At 58.9% G+C, this 23,349-nt stretch carries 19 protein-coding genes; 12 read left to right on the forward strand and 7 right to left on the reverse strand.

Annotated features, from left to right (window positions below):
* Positions 1–84: 84 nt before the first annotated feature.
* Entirely contained in the window at positions 85–2,883 is a 2,799-nt protein-coding gene (gene polA / locus AC2FFP_RS08005) for a DNA polymerase I (RefSeq protein WP_496765664.1), read from the forward strand.
* 58 nt (positions 2,884–2,941) lie between these two features.
* Here the strand turns inward: polA and AC2FFP_RS08010 are convergent, their stop codons facing one another.
* Together AC2FFP_RS08010 and AC2FFP_RS08015 are read right to left on the reverse strand one after the other, a co-directional pair.
* On the reverse strand, positions 2,942–3,172 hold the full coding sequence (locus AC2FFP_RS08010) for a DUF2798 domain-containing protein (RefSeq protein WP_082637211.1): 231 nt from the start codon (positions 3,170–3,172) through the stop codon (positions 2,942–2,944).
* A 79-nt stretch (positions 3,173–3,251) separates the two neighbouring features.
* A complete protein-coding gene (locus AC2FFP_RS08015) occupies positions 3,252–4,001 on the reverse strand; it encodes a hydroxypyruvate isomerase family protein (RefSeq protein WP_496726452.1) in 750 nt (249 codons plus the stop codon).
* A 175-nt stretch (positions 4,002–4,176) separates the two neighbouring features.
* On the opposite strand from AC2FFP_RS08015, the gene AC2FFP_RS08020 reads away from it, so the two are divergent.
* Positions 4,177–5,121, forward strand: a complete 945-nt coding sequence (locus AC2FFP_RS08020; protein ID WP_496880883.1) for a DMT family transporter — start codon at positions 4,177–4,179, stop codon at positions 5,119–5,121.
* Here the strand turns inward: AC2FFP_RS08020 and AC2FFP_RS08025 are convergent.
* A complete protein-coding gene (locus tag AC2FFP_RS08025) occupies positions 5,118–5,696 on the reverse strand; it encodes a DUF1285 domain-containing protein (RefSeq protein ID WP_496765661.1) in 579 nt (192 codons plus the stop codon). The genes AC2FFP_RS08020 and AC2FFP_RS08025 overlap by 4 nt on opposite strands.
* A 64-nt stretch (positions 5,697–5,760) precedes the next feature.
* On the opposite strand from AC2FFP_RS08025, the gene AC2FFP_RS08030 reads away from it, so the two are divergent.
* The 4 genes from AC2FFP_RS08030 to AC2FFP_RS08045 are packed head-to-tail and all read left to right on the forward strand — an operon-like array spanning position 5,761 to position 12,435.
* Entirely contained in the window at positions 5,761–6,768 is a 1,008-nt protein-coding gene (locus AC2FFP_RS08030; RefSeq protein WP_496765660.1) for an AAA family ATPase, read from the forward strand.
* Complete coding sequence (locus AC2FFP_RS08035) at positions 6,765–7,640, forward strand: DUF58 domain-containing protein (RefSeq protein ID WP_496765659.1); 876 nt, start codon at positions 6,765–6,767, stop codon at positions 7,638–7,640. The genes AC2FFP_RS08030 and AC2FFP_RS08035 overlap by 4 nt, the downstream gene beginning before the upstream one ends.
* Complete coding sequence (locus AC2FFP_RS08040; protein ID WP_496844927.1) at positions 7,637–10,399, forward strand: DUF4159 domain-containing protein; 2,763 nt, start codon at positions 7,637–7,639, stop codon at positions 10,397–10,399. Before AC2FFP_RS08035 ends, AC2FFP_RS08040 begins: the two co-directional genes overlap by 4 nt.
* Entirely contained in the window at positions 10,396–12,435 is a 2,040-nt protein-coding gene (locus tag AC2FFP_RS08045) for a hypothetical protein (RefSeq protein WP_496880884.1), read from the forward strand. Before AC2FFP_RS08040 ends, AC2FFP_RS08045 begins: the two co-directional genes overlap by 4 nt.
* A gap of 4 nt (positions 12,436–12,439) precedes the next feature.
* Here the strand turns inward: AC2FFP_RS08045 and AC2FFP_RS08050 are convergent, their stop codons facing one another.
* Positions 12,440–13,285 (reverse strand): 2-keto-4-pentenoate hydratase, encoded by an 846-nt coding sequence (locus AC2FFP_RS08050; RefSeq protein ID WP_496880885.1) that lies wholly within the window; start codon positions 13,283–13,285, stop codon positions 12,440–12,442.
* Between the two features lie 115 nt (positions 13,286–13,400).
* Between AC2FFP_RS08050 and AC2FFP_RS08055 the strand changes: the two genes are divergently transcribed.
* Positions 13,401–15,617, forward strand: coding sequence for a response regulator (locus AC2FFP_RS08055; protein ID WP_496844932.1), 2,217 nt, complete (start codon positions 13,401–13,403; stop codon positions 15,615–15,617).
* Positions 15,618–15,626: 9 nt separating this feature from the next.
* A complete protein-coding gene (locus AC2FFP_RS08060; protein WP_496782320.1) occupies positions 15,627–16,088 on the forward strand; it encodes a VOC family protein in 462 nt (153 codons plus the stop codon).
* On the opposite strand, the gene yaaA is transcribed toward AC2FFP_RS08060, so the two are convergent.
* The 3 genes from yaaA to AC2FFP_RS08075 all read right to left on the reverse strand — a co-directional run bounded on the left by yaaA (position 16,079) and on the right by AC2FFP_RS08075 (position 19,301).
* Positions 16,079–16,849, reverse strand: coding sequence for a peroxide stress protein YaaA (gene yaaA, locus AC2FFP_RS08065; protein ID WP_496844933.1), 771 nt, complete (start codon positions 16,847–16,849; stop codon positions 16,079–16,081). The two genes, AC2FFP_RS08060 and yaaA, sit on opposite strands and share 10 nt — an antisense overlap.
* 35 nt (positions 16,850–16,884) lie before the next feature.
* The gene (recQ, locus tag AC2FFP_RS08070) at positions 16,885–18,924 is read right to left on the reverse strand and encodes a DNA helicase RecQ (RefSeq protein WP_496765649.1); all 2,040 of its coding nucleotides are present in this window, start codon (positions 18,922–18,924) and stop codon (positions 16,885–16,887) included.
* A gap of 86 nt (positions 18,925–19,010) precedes the next feature.
* Entirely contained in the window at positions 19,011–19,301 is a 291-nt protein-coding gene (locus AC2FFP_RS08075; protein WP_108860000.1) for a YggT family protein, read from the reverse strand.
* Between the two features lie 132 nt (positions 19,302–19,433).
* On the opposite strand from AC2FFP_RS08075, the gene AC2FFP_RS08080 reads away from it, so the two are divergent.
* The 4 genes from AC2FFP_RS08080 to AC2FFP_RS08095 all read left to right on the forward strand — a co-directional run bounded on the left by AC2FFP_RS08080 (position 19,434) and on the right by AC2FFP_RS08095 (position 23,254).
* Positions 19,434–20,801 carry an MFS transporter gene (locus tag AC2FFP_RS08080; protein WP_496765647.1) on the forward strand — a complete coding sequence of 456 codons (1,368 nt, stop codon included), beginning with the start codon at positions 19,434–19,436 and terminating at the stop codon, positions 20,799–20,801.
* Positions 20,798–21,661, forward strand: coding sequence for a penicillin-insensitive murein endopeptidase (gene mepA / locus AC2FFP_RS08085; protein WP_496765645.1), 864 nt, complete (start codon positions 20,798–20,800; stop codon positions 21,659–21,661). The genes AC2FFP_RS08080 and mepA overlap by 4 nt, the downstream gene beginning before the upstream one ends.
* A complete protein-coding gene (locus AC2FFP_RS08090; protein WP_496765643.1) occupies positions 21,634–22,518 on the forward strand; it encodes an esterase-like activity of phytase family protein in 885 nt (294 codons plus the stop codon). Before mepA ends, AC2FFP_RS08090 begins: the two co-directional genes overlap by 28 nt.
* 91 nt (positions 22,519–22,609) lie before the next feature.
* Positions 22,610–23,254 (forward strand): queuosine precursor transporter, encoded by a 645-nt coding sequence (locus AC2FFP_RS08095; RefSeq protein WP_496765641.1) that lies wholly within the window; start codon positions 22,610–22,612, stop codon positions 23,252–23,254.
* Positions 23,255–23,349: the final 95 nt, after the last annotated feature.

Below are 23,349 nucleotides of genomic sequence, written 5' to 3' on the forward strand. Positions count from 1 at the left end.
TCTTGTGTGGATTGACCACCTTCTTTGCTGGCCACCCGCGCGGGCCTGTGGCAGAACCGTTTCCAACCAGAACGGAGCGCGCGCATGAGCAATTTCGGAAAAGGGTGTCACCTGCATCTGATTGACGGATCGGCCTTTATTTTCAGGGCCTACCACGCGCTGCCGCCACTAACGCGAAAGTCGGACGGACTGCCGATTGGTGCAGTTTCTGGCTTTTGCAACATGTTGCAGAAATATGTTGAAGGGAACGCCGGCCCGGACGCACCGACCCATGTGGCGGTGATCTTCGACAAAGGCTCGCACACGTTCCGCAACGATATGTATGACCTCTACAAGGCCAACCGCGAAGCGATGCCCGAGGACCTGCGCCCGCAGATGCCCCTGACACGCGAAGCGACGAAAGCTTTCAACATCGCTTGCAAAGAGTTGGAGGGGTACGAGGCCGACGACATCATCGCGACCCTTGCAGTGCAGGCGCGTGAGGCGGGCGGGCGTGTGACAATCGTAAGCTCGGACAAGGATCTGATGCAGCTGGTTGGCGGCGGTGTCGAAATGCTGGATGCGATGAAGAACAAGCGCATCGACCGCGATGGCGTGATTGAGAAATTCGGTGTCGGCCCTGAACGCGTGGTTGATGTGCAGGCTTTGGCGGGCGACAGCGTCGATAACGTTCCCGGGGCTCCAGGCATTGGGGTCAAGACGGCCGCCCTGCTGATCAACGAATATGGTGATCTGGAAACGTTGCTGGACCGGGCCGAAGAAATTAAGCAGCCCAAGCGCCGCCAGACCCTGATCGAAAAGCGCGACCAGATCGAGCTGTCGAAGAAACTGGTGCAACTGGACGAGAACACACCGCTGGATTTCACGCTGGACGATCTTGAGGTGAAAGATCCCGAACCTGACACCTTGCTGGGTTTTCTGGCAGATATGGAGTTTCGCACGCTCACCAAGCGGATCGCGGACAAGCTGGGTGCCGAAGCGCCAGCGATTGCCGATGCGCCTGCGCCGGCTGCTGAGGTAGTCGAAGCCGAAGCCATCCCCTTTGATGCATCGAAATACGAATGTGTGCGGGATGCGGGTGCGCTGCAGAAATGGATAGATCAGGCGTATGAGCGCGGCTGGATCGCCGTGGATACGGAAACCACCGGCCTAAATGAAATGATAGCTGATCTTGTCGGCATCTCCCTGTCGGTTGAGCCGGGCGAGGCGTGTTATATCCCATTGATCCACCGGGAAAGCGCCACCGATGATCTGTTCGGCTCAGACGCGCTGGCCGAAGGGCAAATGCCCGTCAATGAGGCCCTGAATCTGCTCAAACCTATGTTCGAAGACCCGTCGATCCTGAAGATCGGGCAGAACATGAAATACGACGCCAAGATTTTCGCCCGCTATGGCGTGAATGTTGCGCCGATCGATGACACGATGCTGATGTCCTACGCGATGCATGGCGGTGAGCATGGGCATGGTATGGATACCTTGTCCGAACGCTATTTGAACCACACGCCGATCCCGATCAAACCGCTGCTGGGTTCGGGTAAATCGGCGATCACATTCGACAAGGTTCCGATTGATGAGGCGACCGCCTATGCGTCCGAAGATGCCGATATCACTCTGCGCCTGTGGAAGCTGTTCAAACCGCAACTGCATCAGGTGCAGGTGACAACGGTATATGAAACGCTCGAACGTCCGCTGGTGCCGGTTCTGGCCGAGATGGAGATGCACGGCATCAAGGTCGACCGCGATGTTCTGAGCCGGATGTCCAACGCATTTGCCCAGAAAATGGCAGGGTTAGAGGCTGATATCCACGAATTGGCGGGCGAGAATTTCAATGTTGGCTCTCCTGCCCAGCTTGGTGAGATTCTGTTCGACAAGATGGGGCTGGAAGGCGGCAAGAAGGGGAAAACCGGAAAATACTCGACCGGGGCTGACATTCTCGAAGACCTCGCGACCGAGCATGAATTGCCACGCCGAGTACTGGACTGGCGGCAACTGTCCAAGCTGAAATCGACCTACACCGATGCGCTGCAGACCCATATCAATCCAGATACGGGCCGGGTGCATACGTCTTATTCCATCACGGGGGCGAATACGGGGCGTCTGGCCTCGACCGATCCGAACCTGCAGAACATTCCGGTGCGTACCGAGGAGGGTCGGCGCATTCGCGAGGCGTTCATAGCCGAACCAGGCAATGTGCTGGTCAGCCTCGACTACAGCCAGATCGAGCTGCGCATTCTGGCGCATATCGCCGATATTTCGGCTCTGAAACAGGCGTTTTCCGACGGGCTGGACATTCACGCCATGACCGCGTCCGAGATGTTCGATGTGCCGCTGGACGAGATGACGCCGGATATCCGCCGTCAGGCCAAGGCGATCAACTTTGGTGTAATCTACGGCATCTCAGGCTTTGGGCTGGCGCGCAATCTGCGCATTCCGCGGGCCGAGGCACAGGGGTTCATCGACCGTTATTTCGAACGCTTCCCGGGTATTCGCAAGTATATGGACGACACTGTCGCCTTTGCCAAAGAGCATGGCTATGTGCAGACTTTGTTCGGACGTAAAATTCATACACCCGAGATTAATGCCAAGGGGCCGCATGCGGGGTTCTCGCGCCGGGCGGCGATCAATGCACCGATTCAGGGAACGGCGGCGGATGTAATCCGGCGCGCGATGGTGCGGATGCCAGATGCGATCAATGGTCTGCCCGCCAAGATGCTGCTGCAGGTGCATGACGAATTGCTGTTCGAAGTCGCCGAGGATGCGGTGGACTCTTTGATCGATGTCGCACGCGACGTGATGGAAGGCGCATCTGATCCAGCTGTGAAGCTGGATGTGAAGCTGAGCGTGGATGCCGGGCAAGGCGCCAACTGGGCTGAGGCGCACTAGAAATTCATCAAGCGGGCGGCGCTGCTCATCAGGCCCGGCGGGCCCTCTTTGCAGCGGGTCAGTCCTGCGGTCTGACCCACCCCTCGACCATACGTTTTACTGTTGGTCCAAGGGTTAGGATGACGGCGAAGGCGATGGGCCAGCAAAAAGCCCAGGAACCCATCCAGTCACCAAATGTGGACGGTCCGAAACCGACAGCTTTGACCGTGGCGATGCCAGTGACGATACAGGACATGAGGCCGGACATGATCAGTCCGAATACAGCGTGGGCCAAGCGGGCAGGGATCATTTCGGGCATCCTTAAGGTCGCGATGCCCCGGTTTTAGATATTTTCCCCCTGATTGCCAGACGGAATAGGGAATCTGGCGTCACATCCAGCCCAATGAGTGCACGGTTCTGGATGTTGACGGTGTGTATTCGGCGCTAACCCAACCGGAATATCCCGACGCCGTCATAGCGTTAAAAAGCTGAGCGAAATCCGTCGGACCGCGTCCCGGTTCAGAGCGGTCCGGGGCGGCTCCGACCTGGGCATGTACGACCCTTGGATGAAACTGTTCCCAAACAGCCAGCGCATCTCCATGGATCATATGGGCGTGAAAGCTGTCGTATTGCAGGCCGACATTCGGGCGATCCACACGGTCCAGGATGTCAGCAGCCAGGTTGTAATCGTTGAGGAAGTAATCGGGCTGAGACACGGGGTTGAGCGGTTCAATCGTAAATTGTTGGTGCGGTGCAAGGTCGGCCGTCCATTGCAGGTTGTGCACCATGCATTCAAACGCGTCCGGTCCCGAGGAATAACCTGACATGATGTGGATCAGCCCCGGGCGCAGAACCTGAGCATAGCGCAAAACGCGGCGGATATCCGACTGGAACCGGCCTTCACCACCGGGAACAGCGGCATAACCGGGATCGCCGCCGGTGTAATTGGGTGGAGGCGCATTGATCAGCACCAGATCCAAACCGTTGGCCAGCAACGCGCGGTGTGTCTCTTTGGCGGCCAGGTCGTAGGGAAACAGAATTTCAACCGCCATGAACCCGGCCTCTGCGGCGGCCTGAAACCGGTCCAGGTAGGGAAGCTCGGCAAAGAGCAGGGAGATATTGGCCGCGAATTTTGGCATCGGAAGCCTTTTGATAGCTGGTGCGCTGATCTTATCCGCGAGGCGTTTTTAACGAAAGAGACCGAAAACGACAGTTTGTCGAAATTCGACCAGATCGGCCTGACTGAATCAGCGAGGGTCGGGGCAACGCGGCGAATCATTTCAGAACGCCGTGCCAACAAAAGGTTCGAACATTATGGCGATGAGCCCAAACCCCGCGCGCGGGAACGCCCTTTCTGCGTCTGCCGGGCAAAATTCGGCCTTGTCCGGCAACGGCTTGGCAGTGGCATCCATGCTGACGTGGGCGGCTGGGTTTCCGGCGGCCGAGGTGCTGTTGCAGACATGGCCGCCAGTTGCGCTGTTGGTTGCGCGCATGGCCATGGCTGTTGCGTTTCTACTCCCGATTTGGGTCATGATAGATGGCCCGGAACGGGTTCTGCGCGCCCGTTGGGGACATGCGTTTGTTGTCGGCGGGTTTGGCATCGGTCTGGGGATGTTTCTGCTGATCGTGGCGCAAAAACTGACGGACCCGGTCACAACGGCCATCATTGCCTCATGCGCGCCATTGATTGCGACATTGCTGGAACTTGCGTCTGGTACTCGGCGACTCAAGTGGAATTTTGCTGTTGGGGTTCTGATCTCGGTAGTGGGTGGATTGATCGCCACCAGCGCGGTAGCCCCGGCACAGTTGGGTTTGGGCGCGGCCTGTGCCGTTGCAGCGACAGCCCTGTTTTGCTGGGGTAGCCAGGCAACCTCGCGAGATTTCCCCGAATTAAGCCAGACCGGGCGCGCAGCGGTCACATTTGTTGGCGGGTTCTTCATGGCAACCATCCTGATGGCCGGCGCACATCATCTGGGCATGGATATCGTGCCGTCCATTTCTATCGACACGCGTCAAATTGGGATGCTGGCGATCTATTCGCTGATTTCCATGGCGCTCAGCCAGATCCTGTTTGTCGCATCGATTGGCAAACTGGGCGTCGCGCTTACGTCCTTTCACATCAATGTCGCCCCCTTCTACGTGATGCTGATCATGCTGGTGCTGGGCGAAGAGTGGAACTGGACCCGAGCGCTGGGTGCAGGGGTCGTGGCAATGGCTGTTGTTCTGGCACAGGATCGTCGGGTCGCAAAACCGGCCTAGTCGGTCAGGCTGTCCGACCGGATAAGCGGGAAAAACTGCCCACTGGACCAGACGCCAAACCAGCCATCTTTGTGCGTTGCGATGTCCACAAGACGATAAAAGCTTTTGCGATCTATGCGCGCCTCAAGATTTGCGCGAACCAATACATATGGTGACGGCTCGTCTGTTTCGGGATCGATGACAATCCGGATCGGGTGGTCCGGGCCAGCTATCGCGGTATCACCAACACGGGTCGTAAATGTCAGTGTTTGCGCCTGACCGTCGCCTGTCGCGCCAAAATCCACGGCCACAAAGGGCGCATCCTCGACAGTGATTCCCACCTTTTCCACCGGAGTCACGAGGTAGTATTTCCCGTCTTCTTTCTTAAGAATTGAGGAAAAAAGCTTCACAAGCTCGAACCTGTTGATCGGCGACCCTAAATAAGTCCAAGAGCCATCTTTTGCGATCTGGATGTCCAGATCGCCGCAAAACGGAGGATTCCACAGGTGAACAGGGGGTAAACCCCTGGTTTTGGCCGCTTTGACCGAGGCCGCCAGCCCGTCCGGAGAGGGGGTCACAGGTTTTTGTCCGCTCATTGCTTTTGCCATTTCCTTTTCGCGCGATACACTTCAACCATAATAGTCCACGGAAGGGAAAGTCATGACCGAACCTGCCGACCTCGTGTCCGAGATCGAAGCGCTGGAAATCAAACTGCAAGAGGCCAAGGCCTCGATCACCCGTCGCTTTATCGGACAGGAAAGGGTCGTGGACCTGACGCTGACCGCGCTGCTGTGTGGTGGTCACGCCTTGCTGATCGGCCTGCCTGGGCTTGGCAAGACGCGGCTGGTTGAAACGCTGTCGACCGTGATGGGTCTGCATGGCAACCGCATCCAGTTCACACCCGATCTGATGCCAGCTGATATTCTGGGGTCCGAGGTTCTGGACACCGCCGAGGATGGCAGCCGCCACTTTCGCTTTATTTCCGGTCCGATCTTCTGTCAGTTGCTGATGGCGGACGAAATCAACCGCGCCAGCCCTCGAACGCAATCGGCGCTGTTACAAGCGATGCAGGAACGTACCGTGACTGTGGCCGGGGAAGACCGCGATCTGGGTGAACCGTTCCACGTACTGGCGACGCAAAACCCGATCGAACAAGAGGGCACCTATCCACTGCCCGAGGCGCAGCTGGACCGCTTTTTGGTGCGGATTGACGTGGACTATCCGGATCGACAGACCGAGCGCGACATTCTTTTGGCCACGACTGGCGTGGAAGAGGACGAAGCGCACGAGATTTTCAGCAAGGAAGAGCTGTTGGCCGCTCAGACCCTGTTGCGCCGGATGCCGGTCGGGGACTCGGTTGTGGAACTGATCCTCGATCTTGTCCGCGCCTTCCGCCCTGAAGAGGCAGGTGTTTCTGAACGTGTCGCTGAAACCGTGGCTTGGGGCCCCGGCCCCCGTGCAGCACAAGCGCTGATGATGACGGTGCGTGCACGGGCGATGCTGCAAGGGCGATTGGCGCCGAATGCCGAGGACGTGCTGGACGTGGCCCGCCCGGTGCTTAGCCACCGGATGGCCTTGAACTTTGCGGCGCGGGCGCGCGGTGACAGCCTCGCAGACTTGATTGAGTCCACCGCCGCCGGTCTGGTGCGCACCGAGGCTGCGGCGTGAATGCCGCGCTGACCCTTCGCGAAAGATCTGAGGCCGAGGCGTCCCGGCTGCCGCCGCTCTTGGCGCGGGCCGAGCAGCTGGCCGGTACGGTTCTGCTGGGCGATCACGGTCGACGCCGCGCGGGGCTTGGTGACGATTTCTGGCAATATCGCCCTGCTCAGATCGGCGACAGCCGCCGGATGATCGACCATCGGCGCTCTGCCAGGGGCGATCAGCAATTTGTGCGTGAACGCGAGTGGCAGATTGCGCAATCGGTAATGCTGTGGGTCGATCAGGGCGCGTCGATGCGGTTTGCGTCTCACAAGAACCTGCCTACCAAGGCCGACCGCGCTCGTCTGCTGGGGTTGGCAACCGCGATCCTGCTGGTGCGCGGGGGTGAGCGTGTCGGTTTGACTGGTACGACCCTGCCGCCGCGACGCGGTAATGCTCAGATCATCCGACTGGCAGAAGCGTGGTCCGAGGATGCTGAGAGCGACTATGCGCCACCCGAACACCGCGCCATGATTCCGCATGCCCGCGCCGTTTTCATTTCCGATTTCCTTGGTCCGCTGGACGAGGTCGAACTGGCCCTGACCAAAGCCGCCGACCGGGGGGTGCGGGGTTTGGTCCTGCAGGTTCTCGATCCCGGAGAAGAGACCTTTCCGTACCGGGGGCGCACGATCTTTGAAAGCGTCGGCGGGTCTGTCCGACACGAAACCCTAAAGGCCGGAGAACTGCGCGAGCGGTATCTGGAACGACTTGCGAAACGCAAGGATGCGCTGACCCATTTGTGCCGCGCAACGGGCTGGCAGCTGGGGCTGCATCACACCGGTGACAGTGCGCAAGCAGCTCTGTTGTGGCTCTATCGTGCGCTGGATGGGGGAACGGGATGACGGTTTTGGCGGGAATTGGCTTTACCGCACCGTGGGTGTTGATGGGTCTTTTGACCCTGCCGATCCTGTGGCTAATCCTGCGTGCCGTGCCACCCGCGCCGATCCGTCGGTTGTTCCCGGCGGTGACGCTGCTGCTGGGGTTGAGGGATGACGAAAGCGTTTCTGACCGCACCCCATGGTGGCTGTTGTTGCTGCGCATGCTGGCGGCGGCGGCGATTATCATTGGATTGGCCGGACCGGTCCTGAACCCCTCGCGCGATCAGGCAGGTTCAGGTCCGTTGCTGCTGGTTCTGGATGCCAGCTGGGCCGGGGCGACCCGCTGGTCAACGACGCTGGATCAGATCGATGTGCAGCTGACCGAGGCCGGGCGCGCGGGGCGCACCGTGGCCATCCTGCGCCTGACCGAACCTGAAACCCCCGTTTTTCAAGCCGCCGAAGCATGGCGCGGCCGTTTACCCGGGCTGACCCCGACACCGTGGCAACCGACCCCGGCGCAAGTCGTTATGGCGCTGGCTGCCATGGATCAGGTGGACGGAGGGTTTGACACCCATTGGTTCAGCGATCGCTTAACCTACGAGGGGCACGAGGCGATCCTGTCTGCCCTGCGCGCGCGCGGTGATGTGACAGTCTATCAGGCCCCGTCGCCTGCGGTTGCGATTCTGCCTGCTACATACCAGGACGGGGTCATTCAATTGTCCGCGCAACGGGCGGAACCCGGTCCGGCAGATCGCGTCACGATACTGGCTCAGGGGCGTGACCCCGCCGGTGCAATGCGTGTTCTGCAATCGGCCGAGATGGAGTTTGCCAGCGGCGAGACACAGGCGCAGGTAGAACTGTCGCTGCCTTCCGAACTGCGCGCGCGCATCACCCGGTTCGAGATTCAGGGTGAACGTTCGGCAGGGGCCGTCACGCTGACCGATGACAGCTTGCGGCGACGCGAAGTCGCCCTGATTGCCGGATCTCTGAACCGCGAAGGGTTAGAGCTGTTGTCGCCGTTGCATTACCTGACGCAAGTTCTGACCCCTACGGCGGACTTCGTCGATGGCGGATTGCTGGAAGTCCTGCCCGCCAATCCAGATGTGATCGTGCTGGCCGATGTGGCGAAACCGGCCGGGTCCGAACAGGCGGCGCTGGTCGAATGGGTGGAACAGGGCGGTTTGCTGCTGCGCTTTGCTGGTCCGCGGATGGCGGCCAGCGATCTTGGCCGGGATGCCGAGGACACCCTGTTGCCGGTGCGCCTGCGCAGCGGCGGACGCTCGGTCGGTGGCGCGATGAGTTGGGGCGAAGCCAAAGGGCTGGCACCTTTCCCGGAAAACTCGCCCTTTTATGGATTGAAGGTACCGGAAGATGTCACAGTGACCACGCAGGTCATGGCGCAACCAGACCCTAATTTGGCGGATCGGGTCATTGCCTCACTTTCGGATGGCACGCCCTTGGTGACGCGCAAAGCGTTGGGATTGGGGCAGGTGGTACTGTTCCATGTGACGGCAGATGCAGAATGGTCCAGCCTTCCCTTGTCTGGGCTTTTTGTTGAAATGTTGGACCGGCTGGCGGTGTCATCAGCGGCGAAATCGCGGCAGGAGTCACAGTTGCAAGGCACCACGTGGGAACCGATTCAGGTTATGGATGGCTTTGGTGTTCTGTCTGATGCCGGAAATCTACCGGGCGTCGATGGTGTTGAGCTTGTGGCCGGTCAGATCGGTCCCGATCTGCGACCCGGCCTTTACGAAAGCGGCAAACAGAAATTGGCACGCAACGTTCTGTCCGATGAAACGGTTCTCAGCCCAGCGGTCTGGCCGTCGGATGTTCCGATCAAGGGCCAGGAGGTCAGCACCGAAACACCCATTGGGGGCATCCTGCTGAGCCTTGCATTGTTGTTACTGACGATTGACGTCATCGCCTCGTTGGCGTTGTCCGGTCGCCTTGGTTTGGCCAGAGCAGCGGCTGTCGCACTGGGGGCGATTTTGCTGGTGCCCGAAGTACAGGCGCAAACGCCCGAAAGTACAGATTTCGCGTTGAGCGCCACACAGGAATTGGTTCTGGCGCATGTTCTGACGGGTGATCAGCAGGTTGACGATATTGCGGCTGCAGGAATGCGCGGATTGGCTCAGACGTTGTTTTTTCGAACCTCGGTAGAACCTGCTAAACCCATTGGCGTGGATCTGGAACGGGACGAGTTGGCGTTTTTCCCGCTGCTTTATTGGCCGATCTCACCCGACCAGCCGCAACCGTCGGCTGAGGCTTATGCCAAGCTCAACGCTTACCTGCGTTCGGGTGGAATGATCCTATTCGACACGCGAGACGCGGATGTAGCCCGCTTCGGGGCCGCCAGCCCGAATGGGCGCAAGCTGCAACAGATCGCGGCCCCGCTGAATATCCCTTCGTTAGAGCCTGTTCCGCGTGACCATGTCCTGACCCGTGCCTTCTACCTTTTGCAGGATTTCCCGGGTCGCTACGCGGGCACCGAAGTTTGGGTCGAGGCGGCACCCATGGATGCCGAACAGATCGAAGGCATGCCGTTCCGCAACCTCAATGATAACGTGACGCCAGTGGTGATCGGCGGCAATGACTGGGGTGCGGCCTGGGCCATTGATCGCAACGGTCAGGCACTACTGCCGGTTGGCCGCGGGTATGCGGGTGAGCGGCAGCGTGAGCTTGCAAACCGCTTTGGTGTCAATCTGGTGATGCATGTGCTGACCGGGAACTATAAATCAGATCAGGTGCACGTGCCTGCCTTGCTGGACAGGTTGGGACAATGACTGGAACCGTCATCTTCGACCCGCTGATCCCTTGGCCCATTCTCGCCATCGTGGTGGCGATTGCTGTCGCTGGGGTTGTTCTGGCCCTGTGGCGCGGTCTGTCTGGCTGGGCTTTGCGCGGTTTGGCGGCGCTGGTTGTGATCGCTGCGCTGTCAGGTCCGGTCTATCAGATCGAAGATCGCGCGCCGCTGACCGATATCGTTCTGATGATCGAGGATGAAAGCGCCAGTCAGACCCTTTCGGACCGGGCGGATCAGACTGCACAGGCCACAAAGGAATTGGCGGCCGAGATTGAATCCCGTGACAATACGGAACTGCGCCGCATTCGCGTAGGCGACGGAGACGGGGACGAAGGCACCCAAGTCATGGCGGCCCTGAACGAAGCGTTGGCCGAAGAACCACGCGCGCGGATCGCGGGCATTTTGGTGGTGTCGGACGGCATCGTGCATGATGCCGATCAGGCCCCCGACCTGCCCGCGCCCATGCATCTTTTGCAGACAGGGCGTGCAACGGATTGGGATCGCCGCCTGATCGTCCGCAATGCGCCTGCCTTTGCCATTATTGATGAACCCGTCACTTTGACCCTGCGGGTTGAGGATAGCGGTGCAGCGCCCACTGGGGCCTCGACCGCGCCGCTCGAAATTTCGGTCGACGGGGCCGAAGCCGAACAATTTACGATTCCCATTGGTGTTGATGTTGAGCTGCCGATCACGCTGCCTCACGGCGGGCGCAACGTGATTCAATTCACCGTACCAGAGGCTGAGGGCGAACTGACCGACCGTAACAACACCGCCCTGATCCAGATGAACGGCGTCCGCGACCGGCTGCGCGTGTTGCTGGTGTCCGGAGAGCCGCATCCGGGCGGGCGAACATGGCGCAACTTGCTGAAATCCGACAGTTCTGTGGATCTGGTGCATTTCACCATTCTGCGCCCCCCTGAAAAGCAGGACGGGGTGCCGGTGGATGAATTGTCACTGATCGCCTTCCCGACGCGCGAGCTGTTTCTGGAAAAGATCAACGATTTCGACCTGATCATCTTTGACCGCTACAAGCGGCGCGGCATCCTGCCGGCGATCTATCTGGACAATGTCACCAACTATATCAACGAGGGTGGTGCCGTTCTTGTTGCCGCCGGACCGGATTTCGCCAGCGCCGACAGTATCTTCCGCTCACCCTTGGCACCGATCCTGCCTGCGCAACCCACTGCGCGGGTGATCGAGGAACGCTATGTACCGATGGTCACCGACCTGGGGCATCGCCATCCGGTCACGACGGACCTTGGCGACTCGGATAACTGGGGTGCTTGGCTGCGCCAGATCGACGTCAATCACCGCACGGGTGAGGTGTTAATGACGGGCGTGGATGACCGGCCCCTGTTGGTGCTCAACCGTGTTGGCGAAGGGCGCGTGGCGCTGCTGGCCTCGGACCATGCCTGGTTGTGGAGCCGGGGATTCGAAGGTGGCGGACCGCAGCTGGAATTGCTGCGCCGATTGGCGCATTGGATGATGAAAGAGCCCGAGCTCGAGGAAGAGGCCTTGTGGGCCGAGGCCAATGGTCAGGTGATGCGCATCATCCGTCAGACGCTTGGGGATGAGGTCGGGCCGGTAACCGTAACCCGCCCGAACGGCGAAACGGTCGAAATTACCTTGGATGAGGTCTCGCCGGGGCGGTTCGAAGCACAGTATTTCGGGCCGGAAATCGGCCTCTATCGCCTTCAGGAAGGGGAACAATCCACCGTCATCGGGCTTGGCCCCGCGGCACCCAAGGAATTCGAACGTACGATCGCAACGGCCGAGGTTCTGGAACCTGTGACGGCAGAATTGCGCGGCGGTACAGTGCGTTTGGAGGAGCGTTTGCCGTCGATCCGCAACGTACGTGCCGGGCGTCCCGCATCAGGGCGCGGATGGATCGGTCTGACCCCGCGCGACGCCTATGAAACACGTGACGTGACGCAGGCCGGGCTATTGCCACCTTGGCTTGTATTGCTGCTGGCGGGCGGGTTCCTTCTGGCGGGCTGGCTGCGCGAGGGACGGTGACAGGTCAGTCAAACACCACGCTGACCGTGGGATTGCCGGGCAAGCCGTCGTAAGACACTGATGCCCCGCCTTTACCCTTTGCAGGCGGGAATAACGGCCCGAATGATCCGACGGAAATCAAGTCCCCCGGTTGAAATTCAATCCCTTTGGACATCAGCCAAAGGGCGGCATTGGCCGGATGCCCCAGTACCGCTGTGCCCGGTACCTGCGCCAGAATCTCGTCATCTGCGGCGCGGAGGGTGACGGTCATATCAGCCAAGGCCTGCACCATAGCTGCCGGATCGGACACAGGGATTTCTGCTCCCAAAACGCCCAGTTTCGGAGCAACGCCAATTGCTGTCAGCGTGACCGGAGTAATCGGTTCACCCTCGGCAAAGGTCAGGTCCGGTAGTTCGATAAACGGGCGGATGGCTGAGACGCCTTGCAGCACCTCCTCTGGCGACGTGGCCTGATTGATATCCGCAGTGCCAACAACTAGCACCAGATCGGCCTCAAATACCGGTCGCGCACCCCAGTCTGATGGAACGGTCGCGCCGTCATCCAGCATCATGTCGCGGAACAATACGCCCTGAACCGGTTCGGATGCGCCAAATCTTTCTTGTGCCGGTGCGCTGGTCAAACCGGCCTTGTAGCCGATGACCGGCCCTAAATGTGGCTCTAATGCGGACACTATGAGCGCTTGCGTGCACAGCGCGTCATTCATTGTGCCATCAGATGAAAGGGCAGGTGTGGGCGAAGCTGAGAGGTAATCCGCGATGAACTGATCGATCTGATCATCCGTTGCGCAGCCTGCCGCCACAGGATGGGCAAACACGCCACAGGCCAACAAAGCGCCGAAGAAACCCTGCATATCACACCTCCGTTTTGGCAAGAGTGGCACGAGGTTCGATCATTGGGCAACGGCTTAAACAGTTCTTCACTCTCTGCCCGGATGCTGGACGCAGATTGTTCCGGAAACACCAAAGATGAGTCTTGCAGGAAAACTGTCACAGGAACGGCGCGCACGTCTGGCGGCCGAGCGGTTGTTGGAAATGAAACAGGCAGAGCTGTCGGCGGCGAATCGCAAACTGGGCCTGCATGCGATGGCATTGACCAAGCGGATCGGCGAAACCCAGGCCGAGGTTGAAACGGTCCGGGGTGAAAATGAAAAGGTCAAATCCGATCTGACGGTCGCCAACGCCAAGATCGAGGTAGCCGAGCGCCGCCTGTGGCATTCTATCCAAACTATTCAGGATGGATTCGCGTTCTTTGACGAGGAAAGTCGCCTGATCGGGGCAAACGCGGCTTACTTGAGCGTCTTTGACGGGCTGGAAGAGGTTGCGCCGGGTGTAACCTATCCTAGGATTCTTGAGATTCTGACGACCGAGGGGCTGATTGATCTTGGGTCCGAGCCGACGTCCGGCTGGCGTGAGAGAATGCTGCAGAGATGGGCCATGCCGCATCCACAGCCCGAGGTTATCCGGCTGTGGAACGGCCATTACATCAAGCTAATCGACCAGCGCGGTCATGGTGGCGATGTGGTGAGTCTGGCCCTGAACATCTCGGCATCCGTGCGCCATGAGGCCGAATTGACCTCTGCTCGTGAACGGGCCGAGGCGGCAAACCGCGCCAAATCGGCCTTTCTGGCCAATATGAGCCATGAAATCCGAACCCCGATGAACGGTATCGTGGGCATGACTGAATTGCTGACCGAAACACCTTTGGATGAAGAACAACGGCTGTATTTGAACACTATCCGCAACTCGGGCGAGGCGCTTTTGGTGATTATCAACGACGTCCTGGACTATTCCAAGATCGAGGCTGACAAGCTGACCCTGCAGCCAGAACAGTTCGACTTTGAACGCTGCATTCTTGAAGTCGCGATGCTGCTGCAACCCAGCGTGCGCGATAAAGGTCTGACGCTATTGGTGGATTACGATCTGTTCCTGCCCACATTGTTCGTCGGCGATCCCGGGCGGGTCCGGCAGGTTTTGACCAATCTTGTCGGCAATGCGGTCAAGTTCACGTCCGAGGGCCATGTCCTGATCCGTGTCACCGGCGTGCCGAACCCGGATGCCCAATCCTGCGATGTGCATGTCGCGATCGAAGATACCGGCATCGGCATCGACGAAGACAACATCGGGCACATTTTTGGTGAATTCAATCAGGTCGAAGACGAGCGAAACCGGGCCTTTGAAGGAACCGGTCTGGGCCTTGCCATTACCAAACGACTGATCACATTGATGGGCGGTTCTATCTGGGTGGACAGCGAGCCGGGGCAGGGGTCCTGCTTCGGATTTCGCGTCTCACTGCCGACCGCTGAAGGCCCGCAACCCGCCCCGCCCGATCTTGACGGGCGCCTGCGCCATGTGATGATCGTCGAGGATTTGGCCGCCAACTGCGCGATCCTGTCCAAACAGCTGGGTCGGCTGGGGGTGCAGGTCACCGTTTGCACCTCGGGCCGAGAGGCACTGACGGCGCTGGACGACAGTGTGGACCTTCTGCTGTGCGATCATGACCTGGCTGATATGGACGGGCTTGAGCTGGCTGTCCTGCTGAAAGACAGGGGATGGGGCGCTCTGCCGGTTGTCGTGATGTCGGCCAATCCCGGTGTCATTCACGCCCACCCCGCACGCCACCTGATCCAAGGCGTTCTGCAAAAGCCGATCCCCAGGGCCGAGCTATACGCCCGCCTGAAAGCGCTTGGCAATCCAAAGGGCGTCGAGACGCCTTCGGAGACCGCACCGATCAGCCAGGCACTCAACCAGCCCGCATGTGAAGGAACGCAGCGCATCATGCGTGTTCTGGCGGCCGAAGATAACCGGACCAATCAACTGATTCTTAAGAAGATGGTCAAAGATCTGAACATCGACCTGCGCTTTGCCGGCAACGGGATCGAAGCGGTGCAGGAGTATCAGGAATTTGACCCCGACCTTATCTTTATGGATATCTCGATGCCTAAAATGGACGGCAAACAGGCCACAGCCGAAATCCGGCGCCGCGAGATCGAGACCGGCCGACATGTTCCCATTGTCGCTCTGACGGCTCATGCGATGGCTGGTGATGATCAGGGGATCTTGTCTGCCGGGCTGGATCACTACCTGACCAAACCGCTGCAAAAGCAAACGATTCACCAGATGGTTCTGACCCATAGGCCGGATGATTGTTGCCCGGTTGTTGCAGAGGAAATCCAGGCTGACTAGATTGAACCCATGTCTGAAGATCGTGGATTTCAGCCCCGCGCGCTGGGTGAAATTGCCATCCGCTGCGCGGATATGGCCGCCATGGTCGCGTTTTATGAAAACGTGATCGGGTTAGAGCGTCTTAGCGGTGACCACAACAGCGCGATCACCTTTTTCCAAATCGCGCCCGGATATGGTGGCCACACGCAGGTTCTGGCCCTGTTTCACCACACCGCTGCCCCGCGACCAGGGTTGCACCCGACCGGGTCACAAAAACCGGTGACGGGTGGCACGTCATCCCTGCATCACATCGCTTTGTCGCTGCCATTCGACGAACAAGACGCTGTGATGCGATGGTATGACCACCTTGGCCAGCCCTACCGGGTCGAACAGTTCGGATGGATCGGTTGGCGCGGTATTTTCACCGAAGACCCCGAAGGCAATACGGTCGAACTGGTCGCCTATGACCCGTCGATGTTAGATCAAGCCTGATAGGGCCGCACAAAGACGGGTTTGTTTTCTTCTGATAAATCGGGGCGGTATTTATAGCCACCTGAGTCAAAGTCCAGCAGTCCTTTGGGGTCGTCCAGCCTGTGCTGAATGACATACCGTGCCATCGCACCGCGCGCTTTTTTGGCAAAAAAGCTCACGATCTTAGGCGTGCCTGCTTTGTCTTCCATGAAAACAGGGGTGATAACGCGCAGCTTCAGTGCTTTAGGGTCTACTGCGCCGAAATATTCCTGGCTGGCGCAGTTGACCAGAACGTCCGATCCAACCTCAGCACCTTGCGCATTAAGCGCTTTGCTCAGTTGATCGCGCCAATATTCATACAGGTTCTTTCCGCGGCGGGTTTTTAGCTTGCTGCCCATCTCAAGCCGATAAGCCTGAATGGAATCCAGCGGGCGCAGCACGCCGTAAAGACCGGACAGAATGCGAAGATGATCCTGCGCCCAGGCCATCTCCTCGGCATCCAGCGACGCAGCTTCGAGCCCCTGATAGGTGTCGCCCGCAAAGGCCAGCGCGGCGGGGCGTGTCACATCCGCCTCGGGCGCGTCTGAGAATGCGCGATACCGGTCGCGGTTCAGGCGCGCGAGATCATCGCTTAGGTCCATCAGCTTTTTCAGATCACCCAACGTCAGATTTCGGGCGGTTTTTGACAGACGGATGGCATCGTCCTGAAAGTCTGGCTGCGTGACTTCGACATCCCGTTCCGCCCAGTCCAGCCGCTTGGCCGGGGAAATAACTACCAGCATATCCGCTCTCTTTCCTTGCCTGTACTGGGCCGTATCTAGTCCGTCTGTCGCAGCACGTCCAGAAAGGCGGCTCCAAACCTTTCGTGACGGCGGTCGCCCAGAACATGTTCCATTGCGCGCGGGTCATCTGACCGCAATTGTGCGACCTTGGCCAGTTGCGAGGCCGAGCAGGTTAGCGGCTTGTCGATCCCCTCCGGACCGCGTGACAGCTGCGACTGCACTTCAAGCAACTGGTCATAGATATCGCCCTGATCCCGGCCAGCCAATTTGCGGCGCGCGGGATGAACGGCTTCAACCTCACCGGCGACGACTTCAAGAAACGTGTCACCATAACGTTCCAGCTTTTTTGCGCCGACCCCGCCAATTCGGGCCATATCGTCCAGAGACAGGGGGCGTTTCTCAGCCATTTCGATTAGCGTGCGGTCAGGGAAGATGACATAGGCCGGTACCCGTGCGGATTCGGCCAAAGCGCGCCGTTTGGCCTTCAGGGCCGATAGCAGCGGCGCGTCTTCCTCGGACACCATCATTTTGACCGCCGGGCGGCGTCCGGCCTTGCGCAATGTGTCCTTGCGCAGGTTGATCCGGGCCTCACCCTTCAGGATGGGCTTGGCAGCCTCGGTCATTTGCAGTGCGCCGTGGCGTTCGGGGTCCGGGCGGACCAGATCATGCCCCATCATCTGTCGGAAGATGGCCTGCCATTGCGGGCGCGACCACTCTTTGCCGATCCCATAGGTCGACAGTTGGTCATGACGTCGCGCGCGGATCTTGTCGGTTTCATTGCCCAGCAGGATGTCGATCAGGTGGCCGGCGCCGAACCATTCCTCGGTGCGCAGGATTGCAGACAAGGCCATGCGGACGGGCGTGGTCCCATCGAACACTTCGGGCGGGGCGTCACACAGATCGCACTTGCCGCAAGGTTCGGCCTGTTCACCGAAGTAGCCCAACAGAGTCTGACGGCGGCATACCAATGCTTCGGCCAGACCCAATAGAGAATTCAGGCGTGCATGGTCGGCCATGCGACGTTCTGGCGGGGCCAACCCTTCGTCGATTTGCGAGCGGCGCAGGCGGATATCGTCGGGGCCAAACAGGGTCAGAGTTTCGGCAGGGCCACCGTCACGGCCCGCACGACCGATTTCCTGATAATAGGCCTCGATGGATTTAGGCAGGTCCGCATGAGCGACCCATCGAATGTCGGGTTTGTCGATGCCCATGCCAAAAGCCACGGTGGCAACCACGATCAACCCGTCTTCGCGGGCAAAGCGGGTTTCGACGATACGGCGATCCTCGGCCTCCATTCCGCCATGATAGTGGCAGGCAGAGTGACCTTCCGCGCGTAAGGCTTGCGCGAGCACTTCGGTTTTGTTGCGTGTGCCGCAATAGACGATGCCAGATTGCCCTTTTCGGGCACTGGCAAAGTCGAGGATCTGTTTGCGGGGGCCATCCTTGGCCCCAAAGGCAAGGTGGATATTGGGCCGGTCGAACCCGCGTAGAAACTTGTTGGGGGGCGTGCCGTCGAACAGTTTCTCGACGATCTCGTCCTGCGTTTCGGCATCTGCGGTGGCGGTGAAGGCGGCGAGGGGGACGCCCAGTGTGCGGCGCAGTTCTCCGATCCGCAGATAGTCTGGCCGAAAATCATGGCCCCACTGGCTGACGCAATGGGCTTCATCCACGGCAATCAGACTGACGTTGATCCGGCGCAGCATCCCCAGCGCCGACCCTGCCGCCAGACGTTCGGGGGCCATGTAAAGCAGCTTGAGCCGCCCGGCCTCCAGCGCTTCCCACACGGCATCTGTTTCTTCGGGCGTGTTGCCTGAGGTCAAAGCACCTGCTTCAACGCCGGCCTCTTGCAGCCCGCGAACCTGATCGCGCATCAGGGCGATCAGCGGGGAAATCACCACCGTCACGCCATCCCGCATCAACGCAGGCAGTTGGAAACACAGGGATTTACCGCCGCCCGTCGGCATGATCGCCAGCACGTTTTCACCTGCGGTCACGGCATCGACGATCTCTTCCTGCCCGGGACGGAAGTCGTCGAATCCAAAGACATCTCGCAGCATCGGTGCGGCGTCGAACATGTGCGGGGTTGCCCTGTTTTAAGGTTTATCTGCTCTTAAGACAGGACAATCACATACTAAGATTCGGTGAACAAGAGGGATCAGACTCAGCTCAGGGCCAGAAAGAGTTCCGGCAGGACGTAGCTTCGCAGTGAAATGATGATGATCAACACGACCAGTGGCGTCAGATCGATGCCGCCAAGATCGGGCAGCACTTTGCGAATAGGGCGATAAATCGGCTCCAGAATCCGATTCAACCCGTACCAAATCTGGGCAACGAATTGCTGGTGAAGGTTCAGAACCTGAAAGTTGATCAGCCAGCTCATTATGACCTGAATCAAGACGAACCAATAGGCGATGCTCAATACCAAGTCGATCGGGCCGAAAATTGCCATCATATTCGTATTCTCCAAGTCACGTTTCGCGAGAGGTAGTAGCTAGCGCGGCAAAGAGCAAGTGTGCGCTAACAGAACCCTTGCGAAATAGGCCAAAGACCCGTCTTATGAAAACAACGATAAACAGGGGCAGTCATGGCAGAAATTTCCAAGCGCAAGCGCATTTGGGGTTGGTGGTTTTTCGACTGGGCCAGTCAACCGTATCATACATTGCTGGTTACCTTTGTCTTTGGTCCCTACTTCGCCGGAGTTGCGGCAGAGTATTATCTGACGTCAGGTCTGGATGCTGATGCGGCCGATGCGCGGGCGCAGACGGTGTGGGCGAATTGCATGACCATCATTGGGTTGATCATCGCCTTTGGCGCACCGTTGATGGGGGCCATGGCGGATGTTTCGGGTCGCCGAATGCCATGGATTTTCGCGTTTTCGGTGATGTATGCGGTGGGGTCCGCCGCGCTTTGGTACACGATGCCCGACGGGTCGAATATGTGGCTGATGTTGTCGGCCTTTGGTCTGGGCTTTGTTGGCGCGGAATACGCTCTGATCTTCATCAATTCGCAGCTGCCCGATTTGGGGGACGAAAATGAGGTTGGTGAGATTTCGGGGTCAGGATTTGCCTTTGGCTATTTTGGTGGGCTGATCTCACTTGCGATCATGCTGGCGCTGTTCGTCGAGCAGGCCAACGGCAAGACCCTGATCGGGATGGATCCGCTGTTTGGGCTGGATGCCTCAATGCAGCAGGGCACACGTTTCGTGGGGCCATTCACGGCGGTTTGGTTCGTTCTGTTCATGATCCCCTACTTCTTTTGGGTCCGGGATGATGCGCCGACCGACAAAAAAGGCAATGTGGGCGACGCCCTGCGCCTGTTGGTCAAGTCGATTTCCAATCTGCGCCACCGGGTCAGCCTGGCCACCTACCTTGGATCATCTATGTTCTATCGTGACGCGTTGAACGGGCTTTACACCTTTGGCGGTGTTTATGCGCGACTGGTGCTGGAATGGGACCTGATCAAGATCGGAGTCTTTGGTATCGTCAGCGTTCTGGCTGCGGCTGCGTTTTCGTGGGTCGGCGGTAAACTGGACAAGAAATACGGCCCTAAGCCAGTGATTTTGGTGGCTATCTGGGTGCTGATCTTTGTTTGCATCACCATCGTGTCGATGGACCGCACACAGATCTTTGGCATGTCTTTACCCGAAGGGTCCGGCCTGCCTGATCTGGTGTTCTTTGGCTGCGGGGTTCTGATCGGCGGTATGGGCGGTATTCTTCAATCCGCCAGCCGTTCGATGATGGTGCGTCACACCGACCCCAAAGCCCCGGTCGAAAGCTTTGGGCTTTATGGATTGTCGGGGCGTGCCACAGCCTTTGCCGCCCCCCTGCTGATCGGAATAGCCACAACTGTAACCGGCAGTGCAAGACTGGGGGTGTCACCCATCGTTCTGTTGTTTATTCTGGGGCTAATACTGATGCGCTGGGTGAAACCGGAAGGGGATCAGAGCAGATGATTTTATTACGTTTTTTGACAATACTGGCCGCGATTGTTCTGACGAACACTGCTACGGCGCAGCCTCTGGCAAAGCAGTTGTTCGGGGCGCAGAAAGCAAGTTCGCAGCAAAAATCGGCAGCCTTCGGCAGTTATTCGCGTGGATGCGCTGCAGGGTCGGTGCAATTGCCCGAAACGGGACCGACATGGCAGGCGATGCGGCTGTCACGCAATCGCAATTGGGGACATCCTGAGGCGATTGATTATGTGCAGGACCTCAGCAAGTTCGCGGCAAAGCAGCCCGGGTGGAACGGGCTATATGTCGGCGATATCAGCCAGCCGCGCGGTGGGCCGATGACATCCGGGCACCGCAGCCATCAACTGGGTCTGGACATCGATATCTGGATGCTGCCCGGCGACAACATGCGCTTAAGCCGCAAGGCGCGTGAGAATATCTCGTCGATTTCATTGCGCCGATCGAATGGCGCGTTCGTCAACGGTAACTGGACAAAACAACACCATGCTGTGCTGCGTGCGGCGGCCAAGGACAAACGTGTTGCGCGAATTTTCGTCTTTCCCGGCGCCAAGGTTGAGATGTGTAAAAACGAGAAGGGCAATCGTGCCTATTTGCGCAAGATCAGGCCCTGGTGGGGACATCATTATCATTTCCATGTCCGTCTGAAATGCCCACGCGGCTCTAAAGGTTGCGTTAATCAGGATCCTCCGCCAAAAGGGGATGGCTGTGCCGAGGCGCAGCAATGGGTGAAAAACATTCTTAATCCACCCCCACCCGACCCAAATGCCCCAGCGCCCAAGAAACGGCGTGAATATCGATTGGCCGATCTTCCTCAGCAATGCACACAAGTTCTGCAATCCAACTGATCGCCGCGGTATTGCTGGCCGGGGCGGCTTGGGCAGTTGATCTCAAGACACCCAACCACCTTGGCAGTTTCACTTGGCGTCACACGGCCGAGTGGTTTGGTGGGTTTTCTGCCGTCCACCTCTCTGATGATGGCCGCCATTTGATTGGAATGACCGATCGTTCGACACTGATTACCGCACGGGTCGAGCGTAACGATGACGAAATTTCCGACATTCAGATCACTGAAAATTGGCCTCTTATTTCCAGCAGAGGGCGCCATCTGACAGGTCGGGCCGGGGATTCCGAAGGCATAGCCATTGCCCCCGATGGCGCTCTGTTCGTCTCGTTCGAAGGCATCCACCGCGTGGTATATTACCCCGCGCCAGGGACCAAAGCGCAGGTTCTGCCGCGACCCAAGGCGTTTGACGGCTTTGAGGTCAACGGCTCGCTTGAGGCGTTGGCCATTGATCAACGCGGTCACCTTTTCACAATGCCCGAGGAAAATCGAACAGCGACGGGTGATATCCCTGTCTATCGGTGGGACGGTCAGGCGTGGTCGACGCCTTTCGTTCTGCCGCAACGGGGGGACTTTCTGCCAGTTGCAGCAGATTTCGGACCGGATGGCAGGCTTTACGTTTTGGAACGGGATGTCGGTTGGATCGGGTTCCGTTCGCGCCTGCGGCGATGGGAGTTGGACGGTGACACCCCAAGCGCCGAAGAGGTTCTGTTCCAAACTGGGACCGGTGCGCATGACAACCTCGAGGGTTTGTCTGTCTGGCGCGACGACGAGGGCCGCTTGCGGGCCACTATGGTGTCGGATGACAATTTTCTGGCGCTGCAGCGTACTGAACTGGTCGAGTATGCCCTGCCTGATTGACTCGCCCAAAGCAAAGGTCTAGAAGCGCGGCTTGCCTTGGGACGGTCCCTTGGCCAAGTCGCCGCTACCTTGTCAAAACGGGCATCTGAAAATGCAACGCGCTTATATTCCCGGCATCATTGCCATGGCTACCATTGTTGTGGCCTCGAACATTCTGGTCCAGTTTCTTCTGCTGGACGGCCTCCTGACCTGGGGTGCCTTTACCTTCCCCGTGGCCTTTCTGGTCACGGACATCATGAACCGTGTCTACGGCGTGCAGGCTGCCCGCAAGGTGGTATTCGCCGGTTTCGTCACCGGTATCATCTGCTCGCTGATCGGCACCCAGATCATTTTGCAGGGTGACGGGTTCACCTATGCCGCCGTACCGTTGCGGGTCGCGGTTGCGTCGGGCACCGGTTTCCTGATCGCTCAGCTGACCGATGTTGCGGTGTTCAACAGACTGCGCGGCGGTCGCTGGTGGCGTGCGCCGCTGGCCTCGACGCTGGTTGGGTCAGCGCTGGATACGGCGCTGTTCTTCACCATCGCCTTCTCGGCCTCTGTCACAATCTTTGGTGCCGACGCCGACGCGGCAATCAGCTGGGCATGGGAACCCGTTCCCTTCATGCTGACCGGCCCGATGGCACCCCTATGGGTATCGCTGGCCTTTGCGGATTGGCTGGTAAAACTGTCGCTGGCCCTGATCGCGCTGATCCCGTTCAAAGTGATTGTGGCGCGACTGACGGCCCAGCCCGCGTAAAAAAGTGCTTTGCGTTTCGCGCAACTCGTGGCACGATTCCGGGTAACGGAAACAGATTGAAAGGAGGTGATCCAATGTCGAGAAAGGGATTGGAG

Source organism: Ruegeria sp. YTSC004 (assembly GCF_059609805.1).

Excerpts from the sequence above, each read along its gene's own strand:
- AC2FFP_RS08080 (WP_496765647.1), top strand. The coding sequence starts at position 19,434 with ATGGCAGAAATTTCCAAGCGCAAGCGCATTTGGGGTTGGTGGTTTTTC.
- AC2FFP_RS08010 (WP_082637211.1), bottom strand. The coding sequence starts at position 3,172 with ATGATCCCTGCCCGCTTGGCCCACGCTGTATTCGGACTGATCATGTCC.
- AC2FFP_RS08075 (WP_108860000.1), bottom strand. The coding sequence starts at position 19,301 with ATGATGGCAATTTTCGGCCCGATCGACTTGGTATTGAGCATCGCCTAT.
- AC2FFP_RS08045 (WP_496880884.1), top strand. The coding sequence starts at position 10,396 with ATGACTGGAACCGTCATCTTCGACCCGCTGATCCCTTGGCCCATTCTC.
- AC2FFP_RS08090 (WP_496765643.1), top strand. The coding sequence starts at position 21,634 with ATGCACACAAGTTCTGCAATCCAACTGATCGCCGCGGTATTGCTGGCC.
- AC2FFP_RS08040 (WP_496844927.1), top strand. The coding sequence starts at position 7,637 with ATGACGGTTTTGGCGGGAATTGGCTTTACCGCACCGTGGGTGTTGATG.
- AC2FFP_RS08095 (WP_496765641.1), top strand. The coding sequence starts at position 22,610 with ATGCAACGCGCTTATATTCCCGGCATCATTGCCATGGCTACCATTGTT.
- AC2FFP_RS08050 (WP_496880885.1), bottom strand. The coding sequence starts at position 13,285 with ATGCAGGGTTTCTTCGGCGCTTTGTTGGCCTGTGGCGTGTTTGCCCAT.
- AC2FFP_RS08025 (WP_496765661.1), bottom strand. The coding sequence starts at position 5,696 with ATGAGCGGACAAAAACCTGTGACCCCCTCTCCGGACGGGCTGGCGGCC.
- AC2FFP_RS08020 (WP_496880883.1), top strand. The coding sequence starts at position 4,177 with ATGGCGATGAGCCCAAACCCCGCGCGCGGGAACGCCCTTTCTGCGTCT.
- mepA (WP_496765645.1), top strand. The coding sequence starts at position 20,798 with ATGATTTTATTACGTTTTTTGACAATACTGGCCGCGATTGTTCTGACG.
- polA (WP_496765664.1), top strand. The coding sequence starts at position 85 with ATGAGCAATTTCGGAAAAGGGTGTCACCTGCATCTGATTGACGGATCG.
- AC2FFP_RS08015 (WP_496726452.1), bottom strand. The coding sequence starts at position 4,001 with ATGCCAAAATTCGCGGCCAATATCTCCCTGCTCTTTGCCGAGCTTCCC.
- yaaA (WP_496844933.1), bottom strand. The coding sequence starts at position 16,849 with ATGCTGGTAGTTATTTCCCCGGCCAAGCGGCTGGACTGGGCGGAACGG.
- AC2FFP_RS08055 (WP_496844932.1), top strand. The coding sequence starts at position 13,401 with ATGAGTCTTGCAGGAAAACTGTCACAGGAACGGCGCGCACGTCTGGCG.
- AC2FFP_RS08030 (WP_496765660.1), top strand. The coding sequence starts at position 5,761 with ATGACCGAACCTGCCGACCTCGTGTCCGAGATCGAAGCGCTGGAAATC.
- AC2FFP_RS08060 (WP_496782320.1), top strand. The coding sequence starts at position 15,627 with ATGTCTGAAGATCGTGGATTTCAGCCCCGCGCGCTGGGTGAAATTGCC.
- recQ (WP_496765649.1), bottom strand. The coding sequence starts at position 18,924 with ATGTTCGACGCCGCACCGATGCTGCGAGATGTCTTTGGATTCGACGAC.